General features: G+C 45.5%; 16 protein-coding genes and 1 tRNA gene. 11 read left to right on the forward strand and 6 right to left on the reverse strand.

The annotated features are described in order from the left end of the window. Positions 1-29 precede the first annotated feature (29 nt). Both B5Z18_RS12225 and B5Z18_RS12230 read right to left on the reverse strand, forming a co-directional pair. Positions 30-1181, reverse strand: coding sequence for a FecR family protein (locus B5Z18_RS12225; protein WP_159454284.1), 1152 nt, complete (start codon positions 1179-1181; stop codon positions 30-32). Between the two features lie 73 nt (positions 1182-1254). Then, positions 1255-1842, reverse strand: coding sequence for an RNA polymerase sigma-70 factor (locus B5Z18_RS12230; protein WP_159454285.1), 588 nt, complete (start codon positions 1840-1842; stop codon positions 1255-1257). A gap of 207 nt (positions 1843-2049) precedes the next feature. Between B5Z18_RS12230 and B5Z18_RS12235 the strand changes: the two genes are divergently transcribed. The 6 genes from B5Z18_RS12235 (at position 2050) to B5Z18_RS12260 (ending at position 10571) form a co-directional block, all read left to right on the forward strand. After that, on the forward strand, positions 2050-3015 hold the full coding sequence (locus tag B5Z18_RS12235) for a phosphatidylinositol-specific phospholipase C (RefSeq protein WP_079470065.1): 966 nt from the start codon (positions 2050-2052) through the stop codon (positions 3013-3015). A gap of 173 nt (positions 3016-3188) precedes the next feature. Continuing rightward, entirely contained in the window at positions 3189-3941 is a 753-nt protein-coding gene (locus B5Z18_RS12240) for a CHAP domain-containing protein (protein ID WP_079469621.1), read from the forward strand. Positions 3942-4094: 153 nt separating this feature from the next. Next, positions 4095-6923 (forward strand): S8 family serine peptidase, encoded by a 2829-nt coding sequence (locus B5Z18_RS12245; protein ID WP_079469622.1) that lies wholly within the window; start codon positions 4095-4097, stop codon positions 6921-6923. A gap of 8 nt (positions 6924-6931) precedes the next feature. Continuing rightward, positions 6932-8602: an amidohydrolase family protein gene (locus tag B5Z18_RS12250; RefSeq protein ID WP_079469623.1), complete on the forward strand. Its 1671-nt coding sequence runs from the start codon at positions 6932-6934 to the stop codon at positions 8600-8602. Positions 8603-8617: 15 nt separating this feature from the next. Further along, positions 8618-9724: a hypothetical protein gene (locus B5Z18_RS12255; RefSeq protein ID WP_235015914.1), complete on the forward strand. Its 1107-nt coding sequence runs from the start codon at positions 8618-8620 to the stop codon at positions 9722-9724. 190 nt (positions 9725-9914) lie between these two features. Next, positions 9915-10571, forward strand: coding sequence for a GIY-YIG nuclease family protein (locus B5Z18_RS12260; protein WP_079469625.1), 657 nt, complete (start codon positions 9915-9917; stop codon positions 10569-10571). 10 nt (positions 10572-10581) lie between these two features. Here B5Z18_RS12260 and B5Z18_RS12265 read toward each other — a convergent pair whose 3' ends face one another. Together B5Z18_RS12265 and B5Z18_RS12270 are read right to left on the reverse strand one after the other, a co-directional pair. Then, positions 10582-12210, reverse strand: a complete 1629-nt coding sequence (locus B5Z18_RS12265; protein WP_079469626.1) for a serine hydrolase — start codon at positions 12208-12210, stop codon at positions 10582-10584. Between the two features lie 93 nt (positions 12211-12303). Further along, complete coding sequence (locus tag B5Z18_RS12270; RefSeq protein WP_079469627.1) at positions 12304-12645, reverse strand: DUF6249 domain-containing protein; 342 nt, start codon at positions 12643-12645, stop codon at positions 12304-12306. Positions 12646-12751: 106 nt separating this feature from the next. Between B5Z18_RS12270 and B5Z18_RS12275 the strand changes: the two genes are divergently transcribed. Then, positions 12752-13339 carry an RNA polymerase sigma factor gene (locus tag B5Z18_RS12275; RefSeq protein WP_079469628.1) on the forward strand — a complete coding sequence of 196 codons (588 nt, stop codon included), beginning with the start codon at positions 12752-12754 and terminating at the stop codon, positions 13337-13339. After that, a complete protein-coding gene (locus tag B5Z18_RS12280; protein ID WP_079469629.1) occupies positions 13336-13668 on the forward strand; it encodes a hypothetical protein in 333 nt (110 codons plus the stop codon). Before B5Z18_RS12275 ends, B5Z18_RS12280 begins: the two co-directional genes overlap by 4 nt. Positions 13669-13794: 126 nt before the next feature. Here the strand turns inward: B5Z18_RS12280 and B5Z18_RS12285 are convergent. Next, positions 13795-13868 (reverse strand) — tRNA-Pro (locus tag B5Z18_RS12285). An 85-nt stretch (positions 13869-13953) separates the two neighbouring features. Continuing rightward, positions 13954-14832 (reverse strand): MBL fold metallo-hydrolase, encoded by an 879-nt coding sequence (locus B5Z18_RS12290; RefSeq protein ID WP_079469630.1) that lies wholly within the window; start codon positions 14830-14832, stop codon positions 13954-13956. A gap of 153 nt (positions 14833-14985) precedes the next feature. Here B5Z18_RS12290 and B5Z18_RS12295 point away from each other — a divergent pair, with 153 nt between their 5' ends. From B5Z18_RS12295 to B5Z18_RS12305, 3 genes are all read left to right on the forward strand, one after another. Then, entirely contained in the window at positions 14986-15495 is a 510-nt protein-coding gene (locus B5Z18_RS12295) for a GNAT family N-acetyltransferase (protein ID WP_200817231.1), read from the forward strand. Positions 15496-15630: 135 nt separating this feature from the next. Next, complete coding sequence (locus tag B5Z18_RS12300) at positions 15631-16089, forward strand: nuclear transport factor 2 family protein (protein WP_079469631.1); 459 nt, start codon at positions 15631-15633, stop codon at positions 16087-16089. A 218-nt stretch (positions 16090-16307) separates the two neighbouring features. Then, the gene (locus B5Z18_RS12305) at positions 16308-17204 is read left to right on the forward strand and encodes a winged helix-turn-helix domain-containing protein (protein WP_079469632.1); all 897 of its coding nucleotides are present in this window, start codon (positions 16308-16310) and stop codon (positions 17202-17204) included. Positions 17205-17360 lie beyond the last annotated feature (156 nt).

A 17360-nucleotide genomic window follows, 5' to 3' on the forward strand; every position in this document is an offset into this window, starting at 1 on the left:
GCATTTGGTTGATATAATGAATAAGATACTTACGGCATAACGATCAGCTTACGTTGTTCCATTTTGAAATGGATTCTGCTGATTTCCAGTAATCGTAGTAATTCAGACAGGTTAGCGTCTCTCGGAATATCTCCTGTGAAGCTGCGCGCCGGTATAGGGCCGCTGTATACCACTTCCACATCGTACCATCTTTCCACCTGCCGCATGATTGTTTTGATGTCTGCACTTTTAAAAGAAGTAAGTCCGTTTTTCCATGCTACCGCCAGGCTTACGTCGGCTTTTTCTATTACTTTCATTTTGCCGTTTGGTTCCAGCAATGATTGTTCTCCCGGTTTTAACAAGCTGGAGGCATTTGCCTGGCTCACTTTTACGGCGCCTTCCAGCAGGGTAGTTTTCATGGCTGCTTCATCGGTGTAAGCCATTACATTGAAGCTGGTGCCCAATACCGCGATACTGGCGTTATTTACCGATACAAAAAATGGCTGGCCGGCATTCCGGGCTACTTCAAAGTAGGCTTCCCCGCTTAGTTCCACGCGACGTTCCTTTCCAACGAAGGCAGTAGGGAATTTCAGGGACGAAGCGGCATTCAGCCATACCTTTGAACCATCCGGCAGTTCCAGCTGGTACTGTCCCCCTTTGGGGGTTTTTAATATATTATAGGCTATACTATTGGCAGATGTCTGCCTGTTTTGGTCGTATTTCAGCATTCCCGGGCTCACATGTAAATTCACATCTCCCTGTTGGGCCAGTGTACCCTTCAGAGAGCTATCCAGCGCTATCACATTCCCATTCGCCAGTGTGAGCATGGCTTTTGTTCCGCCGGGGCTCACATCTTTTTTTATATTTTCTGTTACCGCGGCTGGTAACTTGTTTGCTTTCCGTGTTCTGGTGGCCAGCAGCCAGGCGCTGCCAGCAATGATCAATAATAATGCAGCGGCGACCCAACGCTTCCAGTAAACCCGTTTAAGCGGCTGCGGCGCCGGTTCCCGGCTTAGTTGGGGCGAGGGAAAAAATAACTCTTCTTCCTCACCGGACTGTATCCAGGCTTCTTCGATCAGCAATTCCAGCTGCGTTTGATTATCTGCCGCATTTAAGAAATCACTTAACTCGGACTGTTCCGCCTGGGTGATTGTTTTACCCGCATATCGGCTAAGCAGGTAGCGCAACCTGGTATTATCCATTAGCATAGATTGATTCTACACTATAAGACAGCAACATGTATAAAAAAGAGGTAACGGGATAAGAAAAAAAATTTTAAATCCTGAAAGGGGTGGTCAGAATAAGCATCAGCAAATTGATTTCAGGGTGCGCCATTGCATAACTCCGGATGGACCGGAGGGCCAGCACCATATGTTTTTTAACCGTTTCCAGGGAGATGGCCATTCGCTCTGCAATTTCGGCCTGGCGGAGGCCCTCATCCCTGCTTAAAAGATATACTTTCTGACGCTGGGCCGGCAGCTCAGAGATGGCCTGGTCTATAATGCGACGGTAGTCTTTAATAACGGTATCATCTTCCTGGTCATGGGTAGCCACCACACTGATTTCCCACGCCTGCTTCCGGGCCAGTTCCCGGCCCAGCTTCTTGAGAAAAGATAAACAATAGTTCCTGGCTACTGCATAGAGGTACGGATGAAAATGTTCTACCTGGCTTAACTTATCCCGCTTTTCCCAGATCCGGATAAATATTTCCTGTACAATCTCTTCCGCCATCGGTTTTGATCCCGTAAGCTGCATAACAAATGCTCCCAGCCTGTTTTGGTAGGTATGGAATAAGTGTGCAAAGGCAGCCTCATCGCCCTGCGACACCCTGAATAGTAAATCTGGTTCACTATTTATTTGCACGGTATTCAAAATAAATTTGTGCTTCCCCCGAAGCTAATCTGGTTGATATAGCATAAAGATATGCATTCCTATCCTGATAAAAAATCACACCTTTCGGCCACTGCCGGAAATGTTAATTCCTCATCAGAGATTGTTAACCAACAATTAATTTCCACTGCAATGAACCAAACAGGATTCTCCTGTATTTTTAATAGAAATACTTCCACTATGAACCTAAAAACCCTTTTCATGGCTTTGGCCATCCTGTCTCTTTTTGGCTGTAAGAAAGACCTGGTAAACCCGAATGCTGCAGCCGGCAGTGAAACACTGAAAAACACCACTGTTACCAGCACCTTAAACGTAACCCTTCCCGGATGGATGAGCGCTATTGCAGACAATACCAGTCTCACCAGCCTGTCTATTCCCGGCACACACGACAGCGGCGCCCGCGTGGAACCCGTTGGCGGCACCGCCAAATGCCAGAACCTCAGCATCCGTGAACAGCTGGATGCCGGTACCCGTTTCCTTGATATCCGTTGCAGGCACATCGGCGATGCCTTTGCCATTCACCACGGTTCTATTTACCAGAACCTGAACTTCACAGATGTGCTCAATGCCTGTTATGATTTCCTGGCAGCCAATCCCTCAGAAACAATTGTGATGTGCGTAAAAGAGGAGTATGATCCTACCAACAACACCCGCTCCTTTGAGCAAACTTTCGACAGCTATACACAGCTGCAACCCTCCAAATGGTACTTAAGCGATGTAGTGCCCAACCTCGGCCAGGTAAGGGGCAAAATTGTGCTGCTGAGACGATTTGGCGCCTCTAATACACCAAAAGGTATTGAAGCCACCAACTGGGCCGATAATACCACCTTTTCCATCAATAACGCCAACTCCTCCCTGCGCGTGCAGGACCAGTACGTAGTGCCTGATAATAACGCAAAATGGACAGGCATCACCAACCTGTTTACGGAAGCGAAAAACGGTAGCCAGTCGGTGTTGTACATCAATTTCACCAGCGGATATAAATCGCTGATCTTTGGTATTCCCAGCATCACCACTGTTTCCAATGCCATTAATCCACAAATCAATACTTATTTTACCAACAACACACATGGCAGATATGGCATTATCCCGATGGACTTTGCCACTTCCGACAGGAACACGCTGATTATTAATACCAATTTCTAAAGAAATAAATGGAAAGGCCGCTTCATCAGGGATGAAGCGGCCTTTTTTAAAATGCCGGGAAGTTGTTATCTTTAGATAACCCCGGAAAAGACTCATCAGACAACTATCCATTAACAGTTTAAAAACCATTGTGAAATAATATTTCTTACCCCAATATTTTAAAATCAATTGTTATGAACTACCCCAACAAAGTAATTAAGGCTGGCGAAAAAAACAGCCAGATTGTAAAAGCAATTCAACAAAGACTGATTGAACTCGGCATCGGCACTTTACAGGGCACTGGCACCTTTGGGCCTAAAACTGTATCTGCCGTAAAGCAATTCCAGGCAATGCACCGCGACCGGTTTGGCAATCCGCTTATTGTGGATGGTGAAGTGGGCGCCATTACCTGGGAAGTGTTATTTGACAACGGCGTACCGGAAGAACATGAAGCGCCTAATACTTTACTCGCAAAAGCGATTGAAGTAGCAGAGAGCCAGGTTGGCGTGATGGAAGTACCTCCCGGCAGCAACCGCGGGCCACAGGTAGAAGCCTATCTTGCCAGTACCAACACGCCTCCAGGCAACTACTGGTGCGCAGCCTTTGTATTCTGGTGTTTCAAAAAAGCTGCTGCAGACCTGGGCATTCCCAATCCCGTTGTTAAAACGGCCGGATGCCTGGATCACTGGAACAGAACCCAGGCGCTGAAAATCACAACTGCAAGGGCTATCAACAATCCCTCTCTCGTAGTTCCGGGCAGCATCTTTATTAAAAGTCATGGCGGCGGCTTCGGTCATACGGGTATCGTAACGGCTGTAAACGGCGGCTTTATTGAAACCATTGAAGGCAACAGCAATCCCAATGGCAGCAGCAACGGAATTGGTGTGTTCCGTATAACATTCAGGAAGATAAATTCTATCGAAAAAGGGTTCATTATTTACGGATAATATTTTCATATTTCCGGGCAGCCGGCCTGTGCTGCCCGGGAATATCATTTCATAACAAAAAAGATACTTCAGATAATCTTTTATTCTTTCTTTTTTGATTAAATTCATGAGAGAAAACCGAAGCGTACTACCCCAAATAAACACCCTCAATAAATGATACCTCATTGGAAAGTAATCCAGGAAGTAGCCAATCGTTTTGGTGACCGTCAGCCACAGTTTGAAGCCGCCGAAAGAAAGCTCTGCGCCTTGCGGGAAGCCAACCAGCCTTTAGTACAACTGGAAGATAACCCTACACGGGTGCAATATCGTGTGGCACGGGAAAACACGCCCCTGGTAGCAACAGCGCTGGAGCGGATTACAGGCACGGCAGACTTCCAGGACAAATATGTGCTGGACAGGTTATCTGAAATGTCAAAGGCAGTGTGCCGTATCCTAAAAGGCGGTTCTCCCATAGGCACAGGCTTCCTCGTAACAGAAGATATCCTGCTGACTAACCACCATGTGATTGAATCTGCCGATGATGCTGAAGACATGATTGCAGAGTTTAACTATGAAGTAGACGCCACTACCAAAGCGCTGAAACGAAGCGCCTCCTTTAAACTGGATGCCCGCAAGTTTTTTATGACCTCCAGCCTGGAAGTAAGTAAAGTTACGCTGAACAGCGGCCTCGACTTTACCCTGATAGGCGTAAGCCTCACCGGCACTTTCGGCGAATTGCTGTCACAGTTTCCACCCATCCGTCTTGATGGTAACCTCGGCAAAATCATCAAGGGAGAATCCTGTGTAATTGTGCAGCATCCCAATGGATTGCCCAAAAAGGTGGTGCTGAAAGATATCCGTTTCTTCTCTGAAACAGGCACCCGGCTTGTATATGAATCGGATACACTGCCCGGCAGCAGCGGCTCCCCGGTATTTGGCATGGGCACCTGCGAAATCATTGCCCTGCATCACAGCGGACTTTCCCGCACAGATGATCAGAACCGGGTACTTACCCGGAGCGGGCAGCTGGCCACCCCTGAAACACCCGATGATGAGATTGACTGGATCGGCAACGAGGGTATTAAAGTGAGCGTAATTGTAAGTGCCGTGCGGGAAGCCACTTTGAGTCCGGATATGGAAAAGGGCCGCCGCGCCTTACTGAAAGATACCGACAATATAGCGCCGCAATTAAAGCAGGCTTTACCCGACCAGGCGAGCGTCCGGAACGGTGTAGCCAATGTGGTAACAGCTGCAGCGATGAGCAATAACAGCGTTTCTTCCAATGTTCCCGATATTACTTCATCTCCCAAAGAAAATACTATGGATGTTCCATCATCTTCCAATATCAGTACTCCCACCGCATTTATCATATCTGCGCTGAATAAACCGGAAACAGTATCACAGATAGAAGCAGTATTATCTGTAAAATATCCACCGGGAGTGAAGCTGTCGTTACTCACACCCGCTACCGCCGTTGTTGGCAAAGAAGAGCTGTTTACATTTACTACCAACTTCAGCGGCAACGCGCATGAAGAAGCAGGAAAACTGGCGCAGATACCTGGGATATTTTATGCAGAAGCAGACCTGCCTTTATACCTCAATGCCGATACCGTTAACATCATCAGGAAAGGCGGTGGCCCTGCCGAATCCGGCTTTTTGTTTGACGATGGTTATGGTACGCCCAACGAAGATACCTTCCTGAAAAATTATACCGTAACAGCTGTCAGCAAATTTGTTGCCGGCCGGAAAGCAGAAGAATACCGGCGCTGGAACTGGTATGCCACCGGCTTTGATAAAATATTACTGACACAGCAAACGCCTGCATCACCCCATGAAAAAGGCATTAGGGTAGTACAGTTTGATACCGGTTACACCGACCATTCAAAAGTAGCCGGCGCCTTTGATACCGACAACGATTATAACTTCCTCGACAATACCAATAACGCGCTGGATTTGCGTACCATATCGCTGGGAAAGCAACCCGGCCACGGAACCCGCACCGGCAGCCTGTTAATAGGCCACGATTATTCACCGGCAGCAGGCAATGGCAACTGCGGATTACTGGCGCCTGATAACTACAAACTGGTTCCATTTCGTATAGCCGAAACAGTTGTTATCATCAACAGGCAGCAACAACTGGCTGCTGCATTGGATGCCGCCATTGCACAGGGTTTTGATATCATTACCATGAGCATGGGTATTCCTCCTACGCTCACTACTGCGCGCCTGGCAAAAAAAGCGTACGAAAGCGGCGTGATCTGGTGCTGCGCAGCAGGCAACAGCGTACAGGCGGTAGTAGCGCCCGCCGTATTTCCCGGCACTATTGCGGTAGCAGCGTCGAACCCGCTGGACAGGGAATGGACCGGATCATCGAGAGGAGATACCGTAGATATTACCGCGCCGGGAGAAGATGTGCTGGTACCCATCTGGCAGGCGGAAGGCGACCACCAGGAAGGTTTTGCCTATGGCGATGGCACCAGCTATGCCACACCACATGTGGCTGCTGCGGCAGCATACTGGCTGGCAAAATACCAGGATCAGCTCCGCGCTCCGGAATATGCAGGATGGAAACGGGTAGAAGCCTTCCGGCAAGCGCTGAAGGATTCTGCACGCAAAAGCGATCAACTGCCTACGAAAGGTTTTGGCAGCGGTATTCTTAACGCAGAAAAACTTTTAAACACCCCACCTAAACCTGCCAACAAATTAAACAATCAATACAACGGCTGGAACGAAAGTGCTTTCCTGAACTCACTGCAGGGCTATGGTGAAATAGTAAAAACATACTGGAACAAACTCCATAATGCCATCTTTGGTACGAAAAGAGGTAACCAGGAATCACTCACTGCTATTTCCGCCCCCATGTCCGACAGCGCACGGGCGCTGGAAAGCGCCACCTTCGGAAAAAGCAGGGGCGCCTATGAAAGCACCACTACCGCCACCTATCCGGATTTACTTCAACGGTTTAATACGGTCCAGTCTATTATTGAAAATGCCGCTAAATAAGTGACCCCATGACAAATAAAATATTCGACTTCCATTTCCACCTGCTGTTCAAACATTATCTCAGCAATGGCACCCCTATAAATGAACAGGTGAAAACCACCGGCGTGGCCAGTTTGCTGAACGATCTTTTCGGCGGACCGTTCAACAGCCAATCGTCGCCCGACCAGGTGAAAGACAGCCAGCTCTATCTGGGAGTGGCTTCTATTATCAGCCTGGAACACGCTTTTGCCCGTAGAATTCTGCATATTCTCGGCATCGACTTCTCCCATATCCTACCCTTAAATAAAGAGATCGTAAATAAAACCAGGGACGGCAAAACAAGCTACTACGCTGAGTTTCAGCAACAGGTAAAAATGTACCTGGATAGTAAAGCTACACTTGAACAGGCTCCTTATCACATAAAATATACCGGGAGAAAAGATTGGGAAGGTAAATCCGTACAACAAATAACAGAGACGCTGAAAAATGATAATACGCAACGATACCTCATCTTTTCTATAGAAGGCGGTCATAATTTATCCGATGTACCTATCCGTGGCACCGCGCTATCCAGAACACCGGAACTGAACCTGAAAGATATCCAGGATAACAGTGAGCTGGATTTTATCAGTATTAATCTCTGTCATCTTAGCTATATCCCGGAACAGCCGCTGGGCGGGTTTGCACAGGGACTTAACAAGCAGGCGCAGATAGCATTCAGCAGCGAGGACTTTATGCCCAAAGCTGGTCTTGGGCTTACACAACTGGGTAAAAAAGTAATACGCCAGGCCCTCCTGCATGAAAAGCGGCCGGTGTTAATCGATCTGAAACACATGAGTGTGTATACGCGGTTTCATTACTATCGTTACCGCGAATCGCTGATCAACGAAGCCCCGGCAGTAAACAGGCTGCCGATCATCACATCCCATACAGGTTTTACATTTACTTCACTCAATAATTATCTTGCTAAAAAACAATTCAGATCCACTACGGGTCAGCAGGATGGCGTATTTGTAAGTATCGTGGAATCCGAAAACCGGAAAATCGGAAAAACAAACGACAGCATCAATAGCGGTCTTTATGGTAATCCCTGGACCATCAATTTATTTGATGAAGAAATTATAGAGATCATGGGATCACGGGGAATGATCGGTATCAGTCTTGACCAGCGCATCCTGGGTGCTGAAAAAATGGTGGACAGCAACCGGCCGGAATATTTTGATCCCGAATACATTGCCAGGGAAGAATGGGAAAAACTTTTCAGAGACGGGCAGCTTCCTGGTGCAGAGAAACTATTTGATTTCCTGAGCATCCCATCGAGGGCGGAGCGGCACCTGATGCTGTTGTGTCTTCACATTATTTACGCCGTGAGGATCGGGAATGCCGGCATAGGATGGGAACCGGGCACTTCACCGTGGGATCATATCTGTATTGGTTCTGATTTCGATGGACTGATTAATCCTATCAACCGGATAGATAATGTGCTGAAGTTATCTGACCTGGCAGCCGGTCTGAAAAAATATTTGCCTGTTGCCGATAAATATCTGAATACGGGAGATGGTAACGATACACGCTCACTTCGCTACAATACAACAGACGGATCTCTCGATATGAATTACCTCGACGAAGTGATCGGGAAGTTCATGTACATCAACGGGCTGAATTTTACCGCGAGATATTTGAGCAACTGGGAAGAATAGCGCGATAGTTTGTCAATGAGAAATTATCTGTATATTAGTATAAGACCGGCAGATGAAGCTATATCACATTTTCCCTCCACCTCAAACGTCCCTCAAATGTTCTCTCCTGTTAATGAAAAAAACAAGGCTGAAAGTCCATCCCGCGCGATGTCTAATGATATACATAGCAGCGGTGGAATAAGTTTACCCGCGCCGCCCCTGCAATTGAGGCAGAACGTAGCCGTGAACAACGACAAAGGATTGGAACACGAGGCTGATGTGATGGGAAACAAGGCACAGGATTTTCATCACAGCTTACCAAATTCGCCGGTTGCGCAGCAAAAAGCGGTTGCCAACCCGGTGGTACAACGGGTTTCTATAGATACCCTGATGGAGGTTGCCAAATTACTCGGTTTAAAAATTTCCGAGAACCCCACAACCGTTGTTATTGTGGGGGCTATTGCATCGGCCATTGGCCTGTCATACGGCATCACCTGGGGGCTGCTTTCAGCAGGACTGGGTTTAACCGCGGTAGCGCTTTATCAAAAACTGATGCAGGCAAAACCGGAAATTAAAACGGATGTTTCGGGTCTCAAAAAAACACCGGAAGGGTTTGTCGATGAAATTTCTTCTGCAGATAAAAATACAACGACCCTGAATTTAATTAAACCTATTTTGCCCAATGACTGGTCATCAGATTTGCTGCTAAGGTTTGGAAGTCTTAATACCCTTATCATTAACAACCCAAGCTCCAGTACGCCTCCACCAAAAGATAAGTTTTCTGCGCTGTCGAAATTGCCAATAAAAAACCTGGAGTTGATAAGAGCGGAATTTATGGATGAAGCCTGTTACCAGACGATCGGAAAAATGAGGAGCCTGCAGTATTTGAGCCTGGCCAGAACTATTACCAGCGAGAAATCACCTGGCGAAGCCACTACCACCACCGCTTCAGACGGACAACGCGAGCTTAGAAAAGTGACCGTGCTGGCTGGTGGAGTTATGAGTGCGCTAAAAGATCTTATGGAAAATGGATTGAAAACACTGGATCTCAGGTGGTGCAGCGCGCTAACTGAAGAAAATAAAGCTGCATTGAAAGAAATAGCGGCCCAGCACAAAGTAACGCTTATGCTTTCAGAGAAGTAGACTCAAAACCGAACTGCCCATCTTTACGGCTCAAACCCCTGTTTAATAGCCACACCCGGCGCGTGTGCTGTTCCCTCATGCGCCGCACGCGTCTCATATTATAAATTAAGATGATTATTCCATTTTGTATATAAGAATCATAGTCGTAAATTGATAACATAATTATCACCAGCAAGCGCGAAATCACCTCATGGAGCAAGTACAAATTGGTAAGTGTGTGTACATTCTGAACACAGGTAAAAACCTGTATAAGATCGGTAAAACGCAGGACCTGCATAAGCGTCTGGCGGCTTATCATACGCACCTGCCCGTGATGTTCCGTGTTATCAGGCAGTATGCAGCGTTGAATATGACGGACCTGGAAGAGAGCCTGCATATTGTTTTTCAGCATAAGCGCGTGAAGGGCGAATGGTTTGAACTCACTAAAGATGACCTCATCATCTGCGATAATATTGCCCGCAACTATGCCCTGCAGGCATTACAGAAACAGCACCGGAAATATACTGACATCGCTTTCAGCGACAATCCCCTGTTACAGGTAATGGAAGCCAATGAAAAATACCTGCAGGATTATTCCAGGATCGCCGACGACATTAAGCTGGGACTTAATAACGACGAGGTATTCGAGCTTCACGAGGGCACAGTGAATAAATCCATTATTGAAACTGTGAGGCGGTTAATGAGATACCGTACTCCCAATTCGGAATTCCTCGGCAAATGGCTGCGGGTAGTAAACGAGCTGAGTGATGGCGTCAGTGAAAGTACCATTCTCCAGAAATACAAAGGTCAGATCAGCCGTTCAACGATACAAATGATCAAAAGAATATTGCGCAATCAATTGTATTGAGGCATGTAGCTCATTCAACTTTTTTTGCAATGGCTACCCCATTCTGAATTTTTGTTAGTCCTGTAACAATTCCGTTCTTGTCCAGATTAAATAGCAACTGCGCATCTAAATTCCTCGCAAAAAAACTGCAGGTATCGTAAGGAACTATTTCCTGCCTGATTTGCCGGGGACCGGGTCCTTTGCCATACAACCGGTTACCATCTTTGGTAATGGCAAGTATAAAATTATTCGGAAACTGGTATTTCCCCACATATCTTTCCAGTACTTCCGGGGAAATATGTATCGCATACAGGTTAGTAGATTTAATACCCGTCCGGATGAATGTGACCGTTTTCCCGTCCGTTTCTGAAACGAGCGCACTAATGCCGCCGTCTTTCTTCTTCAGAAATTCTATGATAGTCAGGCTGTTCTCAAAGTAAAATTTGTCAGCTCCAAATGGGATCAGCTGTTCTTTGGCTCCGCCTTTTACAAAATACAGGAGCCGGCCATCTTCATAAGATACGGTTCTTTGCCCTTCTGTTGTTGATTCATAGATGGCTGCATATGATTTAAGCTGTTCTATTGGTAGCCCGGTTTCGTTTGTATGATAAGGTTTGCCGATAGTGATCGCGGCAATTTTTGAAGCGATGACTTCCGGGTTATTGTTTTCGCAGTTTGTAAAAACAGCCACAAATACTTTTTCCTGCGGAAGATAAACAGCGAATGTTGAAAACCCGTTGATCAGGCCATCGTGCTTAATATCCGGGCTTCCCTGGATATTTCCCAGCCACCAGCCGTATCCATAACCGGTAGGCTTCCCATTATTCAGCAGATAGGAAGTATGCGCTTTTTTCAGGCTTTCTTTACTGATAACCTTTCCGTCCGTTAAGGCCTTATTCCAGGTGTATAGATCCTCAACGGTAGAAAGAATGGAACCGGCGGAATAAGGTTGGGTCATGCTCAGGAAACCGGCATTCCTGTAGGTTTCATTGTCTTTCTCATAACCACTGATGCGCCCGGGACTTATGGAAGAGTTGTTGTCATAGCCGGAGTTTTTCATTCCCAGGGGTTTAAAGAAATTCTCACTGATATATTTTTCATAAGACATTCCGGAAACCCGTTCAATGATGTAACCCAACAGCACATAGCCATTGTTATTATAACGAAAACCGGCGCCGGGCAAAAAGTCTGATGGCTGGTGCTTAAAGGAATCGATCAGCGCCTGCGGGGTAAAATCAAGCTTTCTTGTTTCAGGCGTCCATGCGCCTGCACCGGTGCTTATTCCCGAGGTGTGCGTAAGCAGATGTTCGATAGTAATACCCGTTATAGGATAATCGCTGACAAATTTGGTTATCGTGTCCTGCAACGATAATTTCCCTTCCTCCGCCAGCTTTAAAATTGCGCAGGCGGTAAATTGTTTGGTAATGGAGCCGATCCGGAATATATGCTCCCGTTTCAATGCTACATTCAGTTCCAGGTCAGCCTTACCAAATGCCTTTCTGTAAACTATCTTATCTGCTTTTGCCACCAGCACGGCCGCTCCGGGGCCGGTGGCCGGAAACGCGCGGGTTAACATGGCGTCCAGTTCCCGTTCCTGGCTTTGGCCCAAACAAATTTGTGTCAGAATAGAAAACAGCGTTATGATAAATAGTTTCTTCATGGTATTTTAAATTTGATCGTTTGCATGTACGCAAAGGTTTCCCATAGCGGGTTTCCCCACCAATGCCGGTTGCAATAAACAAAACAGGGTGTATTACTTTTTTTTATCTATGCCTTTTAGCACGAAATAGGAGACGATTAAACTGCTTCCCAAAAAAAGGAATATGGTAGATGGCAGTATAAAATCTTTTATTCCGTCTATGTCCAATGATCTCAAAAATGTTCCCGTTACGATTCCCAGGGATATTCCAATACTCACAATTCCAAGAAGCAATATAAATAACAGGTAGTTGGTGCCTCCTTTAAAATAGTCAGGAGGGAGTCCTTTTTCAATAATGGTCATTCGTTCTTTATGCCTTGTTGTGAAATAGTAATAACTTATCCCGAAAACAACAAGGGCTAGTGAAATGAATAATGATGCGGACGTTATTAGCATGACTATATTTTTAGATATTTTTGAGTTACTTATTAATAAGACTCCCAAAACGCCCATGTGGTCACAAATGTGACCACTTTGCCCTGCAAGTAGTCTAAATCATGAGATGGCAACCCACAGAAAAAATAAACAGGAAAATGAAATATGGAATAAAGCCATAAGTGGCGATATAAATAGTATTGCCCAATTGGTAAACATCTATAAGGACTTTTCGTTTACTATTGCCATGTCGGTCGTTGCCAATAACGAAGACGCAGAAGAAGTGGTACAGGATTCTTTTATGAAGGCATTTGCATCGCTGGGTAAATTCAAACAGGCATCGAAATTCTCTACCTGGTTATACCGTATCGTTTATAATACGGCACTAACAAAACTTAAAAGGAGGAAATCACCTGCTATCAGCATAGATCAACAGCAGGAAAACGAACAGGATGGGACAACAGAAAATCAAGGATGGGATCTGGTGAAAGATGCGGAAAGAAAAAAATATGTCACGTTAGCGCTTAACAAGCTATCGAGGGAAGACCGGCTGGTGCTTATCCTCCATTATATTGAGGAAAAGAATATTGCTGAAATTTGCGAGATCCTGGGTGCCGGGAAGTCTGCAATAAAAATGCGCTTATTAAGAGGACGCAAACAGCTGGAAATGGAATTAGGGCTATTGTTAAACCATGAAACAAGAAATTTACTATGAGAAATAACAACGTGACAGAAGATCAGCTGAGGGCTATTCTGAAAGAAGATGGGATAGAAAAGCCAACGGAATTCTTCTCCAATCGCTTGATACAGGCCGTTGTTCTGCAACAAAAGGAAAAAGAAGCAGCAGCTTTTAAAGCAGGGAAATGGATAGGGCAATTCATTTTGGGTATACTCTTATCCTTCAATCTCGCGTTTCTTTATTATCTGAACCCTTCGCCGGAGCAATCGGTATTATTTATTTCCATTGCTGCATTCTTAGCAGGGGTATGGGGAGTAATTGTGGTAATCAGGAGATTTCAGGTATCGAAGTTTAACTATCCCTGACCGGTGGCGGGGGGGCGATATGCGGTCCGTGGCTGTTTGTCTGTATGGGAAGATTTACTATTCGCAGAGAGCGGGGGAGTTATCTAAAAAAATAAAACCCGCTATTAAAGCGGGTTTTATAATCAGTCGGGGCGGCAGGATTCGAACCTGCGACCTCCTGCTCCCAAAGCAGGCGCGATACCGGGCTACGCTACGCCCCGTCTCCGATGCTGTGTAGCGGGATGCAAATGTAGGAAATAAATATCCACAAAAACAAATCCTTCTGAAAAAAAACAACAGGAATCTTTATTTATTGACCGGTGTGCCGGAAAGTATATCCCTTACCGTTAGTCCGGGTAACAAACGGAAAACGGGGATACTGATGCCGTATTTATCGCACAGTTGTTTAATGCTCCGGTCGATGAGTTCTGCACTGTACCTTGAGGAGAAATGCCCCAGGATCAGCTGTTTTACGCGGATACGGCTTACCATATCCATTACCTCTTCCAGCTTACTGTGCTTATTTTTGTGGGCTACTATTTTCATATCCCCCTCGCTGGCTAAAAAAGTGGCTTCATGGATCAGGATATCAGATCCGTCCCAGCGTTCCAGGTCCTGCACAGGCGTATCGCCGGAATAGCCCACCAGGTTGGTTCTTACCTCCATGGTGGTACTTTCTTTTCCCTGATCCATAATGATTTGCCGGATCGTTTCTGGTGGTAGCACGGCGAGTTCAGGCTTCACTTTCTGTTTCACCTGCATTACCTTATAGCTCAGGCTCCGGATGATATGCTCACCGGTAGTCACATGTTCATTACGCACAGGAATAACCACTATATCGTCTTTCACCCATATTTCATCACCCGGCGCCACTGCCCGCCATTGGGTACCTGCAATATGAGGATCAAATCTTTTTGAAAATTCTTCCATCGCCGGAAAAGAACTGCTGTCCCTGGGATAACAGATCACCGGCAATCCTGCGCGCGCATTCAGCTGGTTCAGCTGCAACAGGCCGGTTAAATGATCCCTGTCTGCATGAGAAATGAATACATAATTAATCTTCCTGCTTTTTTGCAAAAGCGCTGCCGTTAATCCATCTCCTGCATCCATTAAAATACCCAGTTCTTCGAGGAAGTACCAGGTGGAAAACAAGGCAGTAGAGTAGCCTGATATTGTTAGCTTCATCAGCGGTTCTTAGTTATTCTATAAAGATAGATATATTTCACAGACTCACCACTGCTAAGCACAATAACAAATCTGATATGGTTAAAATAAACAAAACTGAATCTGTTTTATTTACATTTTATAGCTGAATTTTACGGTCTCAATATTTGTTCTATGATGCAGATAATTAACAGCACACCGGAAGATATCGATGTTATTTTTAGTCTTTACGAAGCCGGCACGCAACTTCAGAAGAAAATAGCACAGAAACACTGGCAGGGGTTTGACCGGGCATTGATTGAAACAGATATCCGCGAAAAAAGATTGTGGAAAATACTGGAAGATGACCGGATTGCCTGCATCTTTTCTATTACGTTCCAGGATCCGTTTATCTGGAAAGAAAAGGATAAAGACCCGGCCATTTATATTCACCGTATCGCCACCCACCCGGATTTCAGAGGCAACGGCTATGTAAAGCATATTGTACAATGGGCCAGGGAATATGCAGTAAGTACGGGAAAAAACTATATCAGGATGGATACCGGCAGCGGTAATGATAAGCTGAATAACTATTATGTAAGCTGTGGCTTTAATTATCTGGGCATCGTAGCGCCGGTGGCAAGTAATGAATTACCTGCGCATTACAAAGAAGGCACCTCCAGCCTGTTTGAAATAATGCTGTAAATACGGTGGTCGGGGAAGGTAATAGCGTTTCAGCGTACGTGATGAGCTATGTGAATAATTTTATTTAATTTTAGGTTAGATAGATTTCCTCAATAGCTACATCAGACTGTCTCTTTCACTTTTAAATCCCCAAATATGAAACAGATAGCATACCACGTATTCGTAGTAATACTTCTTTCTGCGTTGACATTCAATATTGCCCTGGCCCGGCAAACCGATGAAGCGGTCATAAAGAACCTGGATAACCTTGAGCGGGAAGCTGTATTAAAAGGCGATACCGCTGCGTTGTTCAACAAGTTCTGGTCGCCCAACATAGTGATAAATACACCGGCAAACAGGGTAGGAACTGTTGAGACTGCAAAGGCCAGTTTAAGAGCCGGCAAACTCAATTATGCGTCCTTTGAAAGAGTTATTGAAAAAATAACCTTTACTGAAAACATCGCCATTGTAATGGGCTATGAAGTTATTAAACCCCAGGGAGCAAGCGATCATGCTGGTAAAACTGTTACAAGACGCTACACGAACATCTGGATGACAGGGAAAGATGGCTGGCAGGTGGTAGCGCGACAGGCAACTATTATTAAAGTAGAGTAGCTGATTTATGATAGGTACAGACAAGAGCCTTACAGTAAACTGTAAGGCTCTTGTCTAAGTCGGGGCGTGCCACCGGCAGGATAATCAGGTTGTACAGAACTTTTTTTGTCTTTCATGTCATATCAAAGTTGATTCAGTGAAATTACTTTGATATCTTTCTACCTTAGTAATCAGGATTGTAAATAGAAATGTAACCTTTGTAAATAAATTTCAATCTTATGCCTGACGTCCGAAACCTCCTGTCCGGAAAACGCAGATACCTGTTCGGATTTATATTACTCTCGCTTATCACGATAATTTTCGTGGCTTTCAGTATGAGCGGCGGCGACGACTTTGATATCGCCAGGAGGGAAGTTTTGCTTCGCAGGATCGGACATGAAGTGCTCTTACAGTCGGGCGACAGTACATCAAGAGTGCTCCCGGTAAAAAAGGTCGCTGAAAATGAATACCAGATCAGGTTTGAGAGGGATTTCACCTTTCGACCAGACTCCCTGGTGAATACTACCCGCCGCTTGTTGGCCAAAGACCCGCTCGCACGTGACTATGTTGTTAACGTTCTGAATTGTAGCAACTCCAGCGTTGCCTATGGTTACGCTATATCCAAAAATACAAAAGATGACATTATAGCATGCAGGGGCAGAGTGCAACCCAAAGCATGTTACATGATCAATGTTAAATTCAAACCTACAGGTATAAATACTGCAAAGAATGTATATCTTCTGGGCAGCCTGCCATTTTTAGCATTTGCTGGTTTTGTTTTTTTGAGATCTGTTAAGCCTAAGCCACGGAGAGCCTTACCTAAGAGTCAGGATGCCAGGATATTTACTTTGGGCTCGGTGTTGTTCGATGCAGAGAAGCAGCAGCTGATAATAAATGAAAAGACAATAGAGCTAACCGGAACTGAAACCCGTGTACTGCTCATTTTCGCAATGTCTCCTAACGAGACTATAGAAAGAAGCCGGCTGCAAAAAGAGATATGGGAAGATGAAGGTGTTATTGTAGGGCGCAGTCTGGATATGTTCATATCAAAACTTAGAAAAAAACTGGAATTCGATCCGAATACCAAAATTGTTGTTATACGCGGCAAAGGGTATAAGCTTGAGATTAACACTTAAAAAGCATCTTCCCGCCCAAAACTGATCTTATTTAACAAAGTGATCCATCTTACAAACTATTGAATACTTCACTGTTTAAGAGTTTCCCTTAACCGGGAATTGCAAATAAAAAAGCCCTGCATCGGCGGTAACAGCGCACGGAGCATACATATTATG

Source organism: Chitinophaga ginsengisegetis, from assembly GCF_900168065.1.
GTDB lineage: Bacteria > Bacteroidota > Bacteroidia > Chitinophagales > Chitinophagaceae > Chitinophaga > Chitinophaga ginsengisegetis.

Excerpts from the sequence above, each read along its gene's own strand:
- B5Z18_RS12225 (WP_159454284.1), bottom strand. The coding sequence starts at position 1,181 with ATGGATAATACCAGGTTGCGCTACCTGCTTAGCCGATATGCGGGTAAA.
- B5Z18_RS12235 (WP_079470065.1), top strand. The coding sequence starts at position 2,050 with ATGAACCTAAAAACCCTTTTCATGGCTTTGGCCATCCTGTCTCTTTTT.
- B5Z18_RS12240 (WP_079469621.1), top strand. The coding sequence starts at position 3,189 with ATGAACTACCCCAACAAAGTAATTAAGGCTGGCGAAAAAAACAGCCAG.
- B5Z18_RS12245 (WP_079469622.1), top strand. The coding sequence starts at position 4,095 with ATGATACCTCATTGGAAAGTAATCCAGGAAGTAGCCAATCGTTTTGGT.
- B5Z18_RS12250 (WP_079469623.1), top strand. The coding sequence starts at position 6,932 with ATGACAAATAAAATATTCGACTTCCATTTCCACCTGCTGTTCAAACAT.
- B5Z18_RS12255 (WP_235015914.1), top strand. The coding sequence starts at position 8,618 with ATGAGAAATTATCTGTATATTAGTATAAGACCGGCAGATGAAGCTATA.
- B5Z18_RS12260 (WP_079469625.1), top strand. The coding sequence starts at position 9,915 with ATGGAGCAAGTACAAATTGGTAAGTGTGTGTACATTCTGAACACAGGT.
- B5Z18_RS12265 (WP_079469626.1), bottom strand. The coding sequence starts at position 12,210 with ATGAAGAAACTATTTATCATAACGCTGTTTTCTATTCTGACACAAATT.
- B5Z18_RS12270 (WP_079469627.1), bottom strand. The coding sequence starts at position 12,645 with ATGCTAATAACGTCCGCATCATTATTCATTTCACTAGCCCTTGTTGTT.
- B5Z18_RS12275 (WP_079469628.1), top strand. The coding sequence starts at position 12,752 with ATGGCAACCCACAGAAAAAATAAACAGGAAAATGAAATATGGAATAAA.
- B5Z18_RS12280 (WP_079469629.1), top strand. The coding sequence starts at position 13,336 with ATGAGAAATAACAACGTGACAGAAGATCAGCTGAGGGCTATTCTGAAA.
- B5Z18_RS12290 (WP_079469630.1), bottom strand. The coding sequence starts at position 14,832 with ATGAAGCTAACAATATCAGGCTACTCTACTGCCTTGTTTTCCACCTGG.
- B5Z18_RS12295 (WP_200817231.1), top strand. The coding sequence starts at position 14,986 with ATGATGCAGATAATTAACAGCACACCGGAAGATATCGATGTTATTTTT.
- B5Z18_RS12300 (WP_079469631.1), top strand. The coding sequence starts at position 15,631 with ATGAAACAGATAGCATACCACGTATTCGTAGTAATACTTCTTTCTGCG.
- B5Z18_RS12305 (WP_079469632.1), top strand. The coding sequence starts at position 16,308 with ATGCCTGACGTCCGAAACCTCCTGTCCGGAAAACGCAGATACCTGTTC.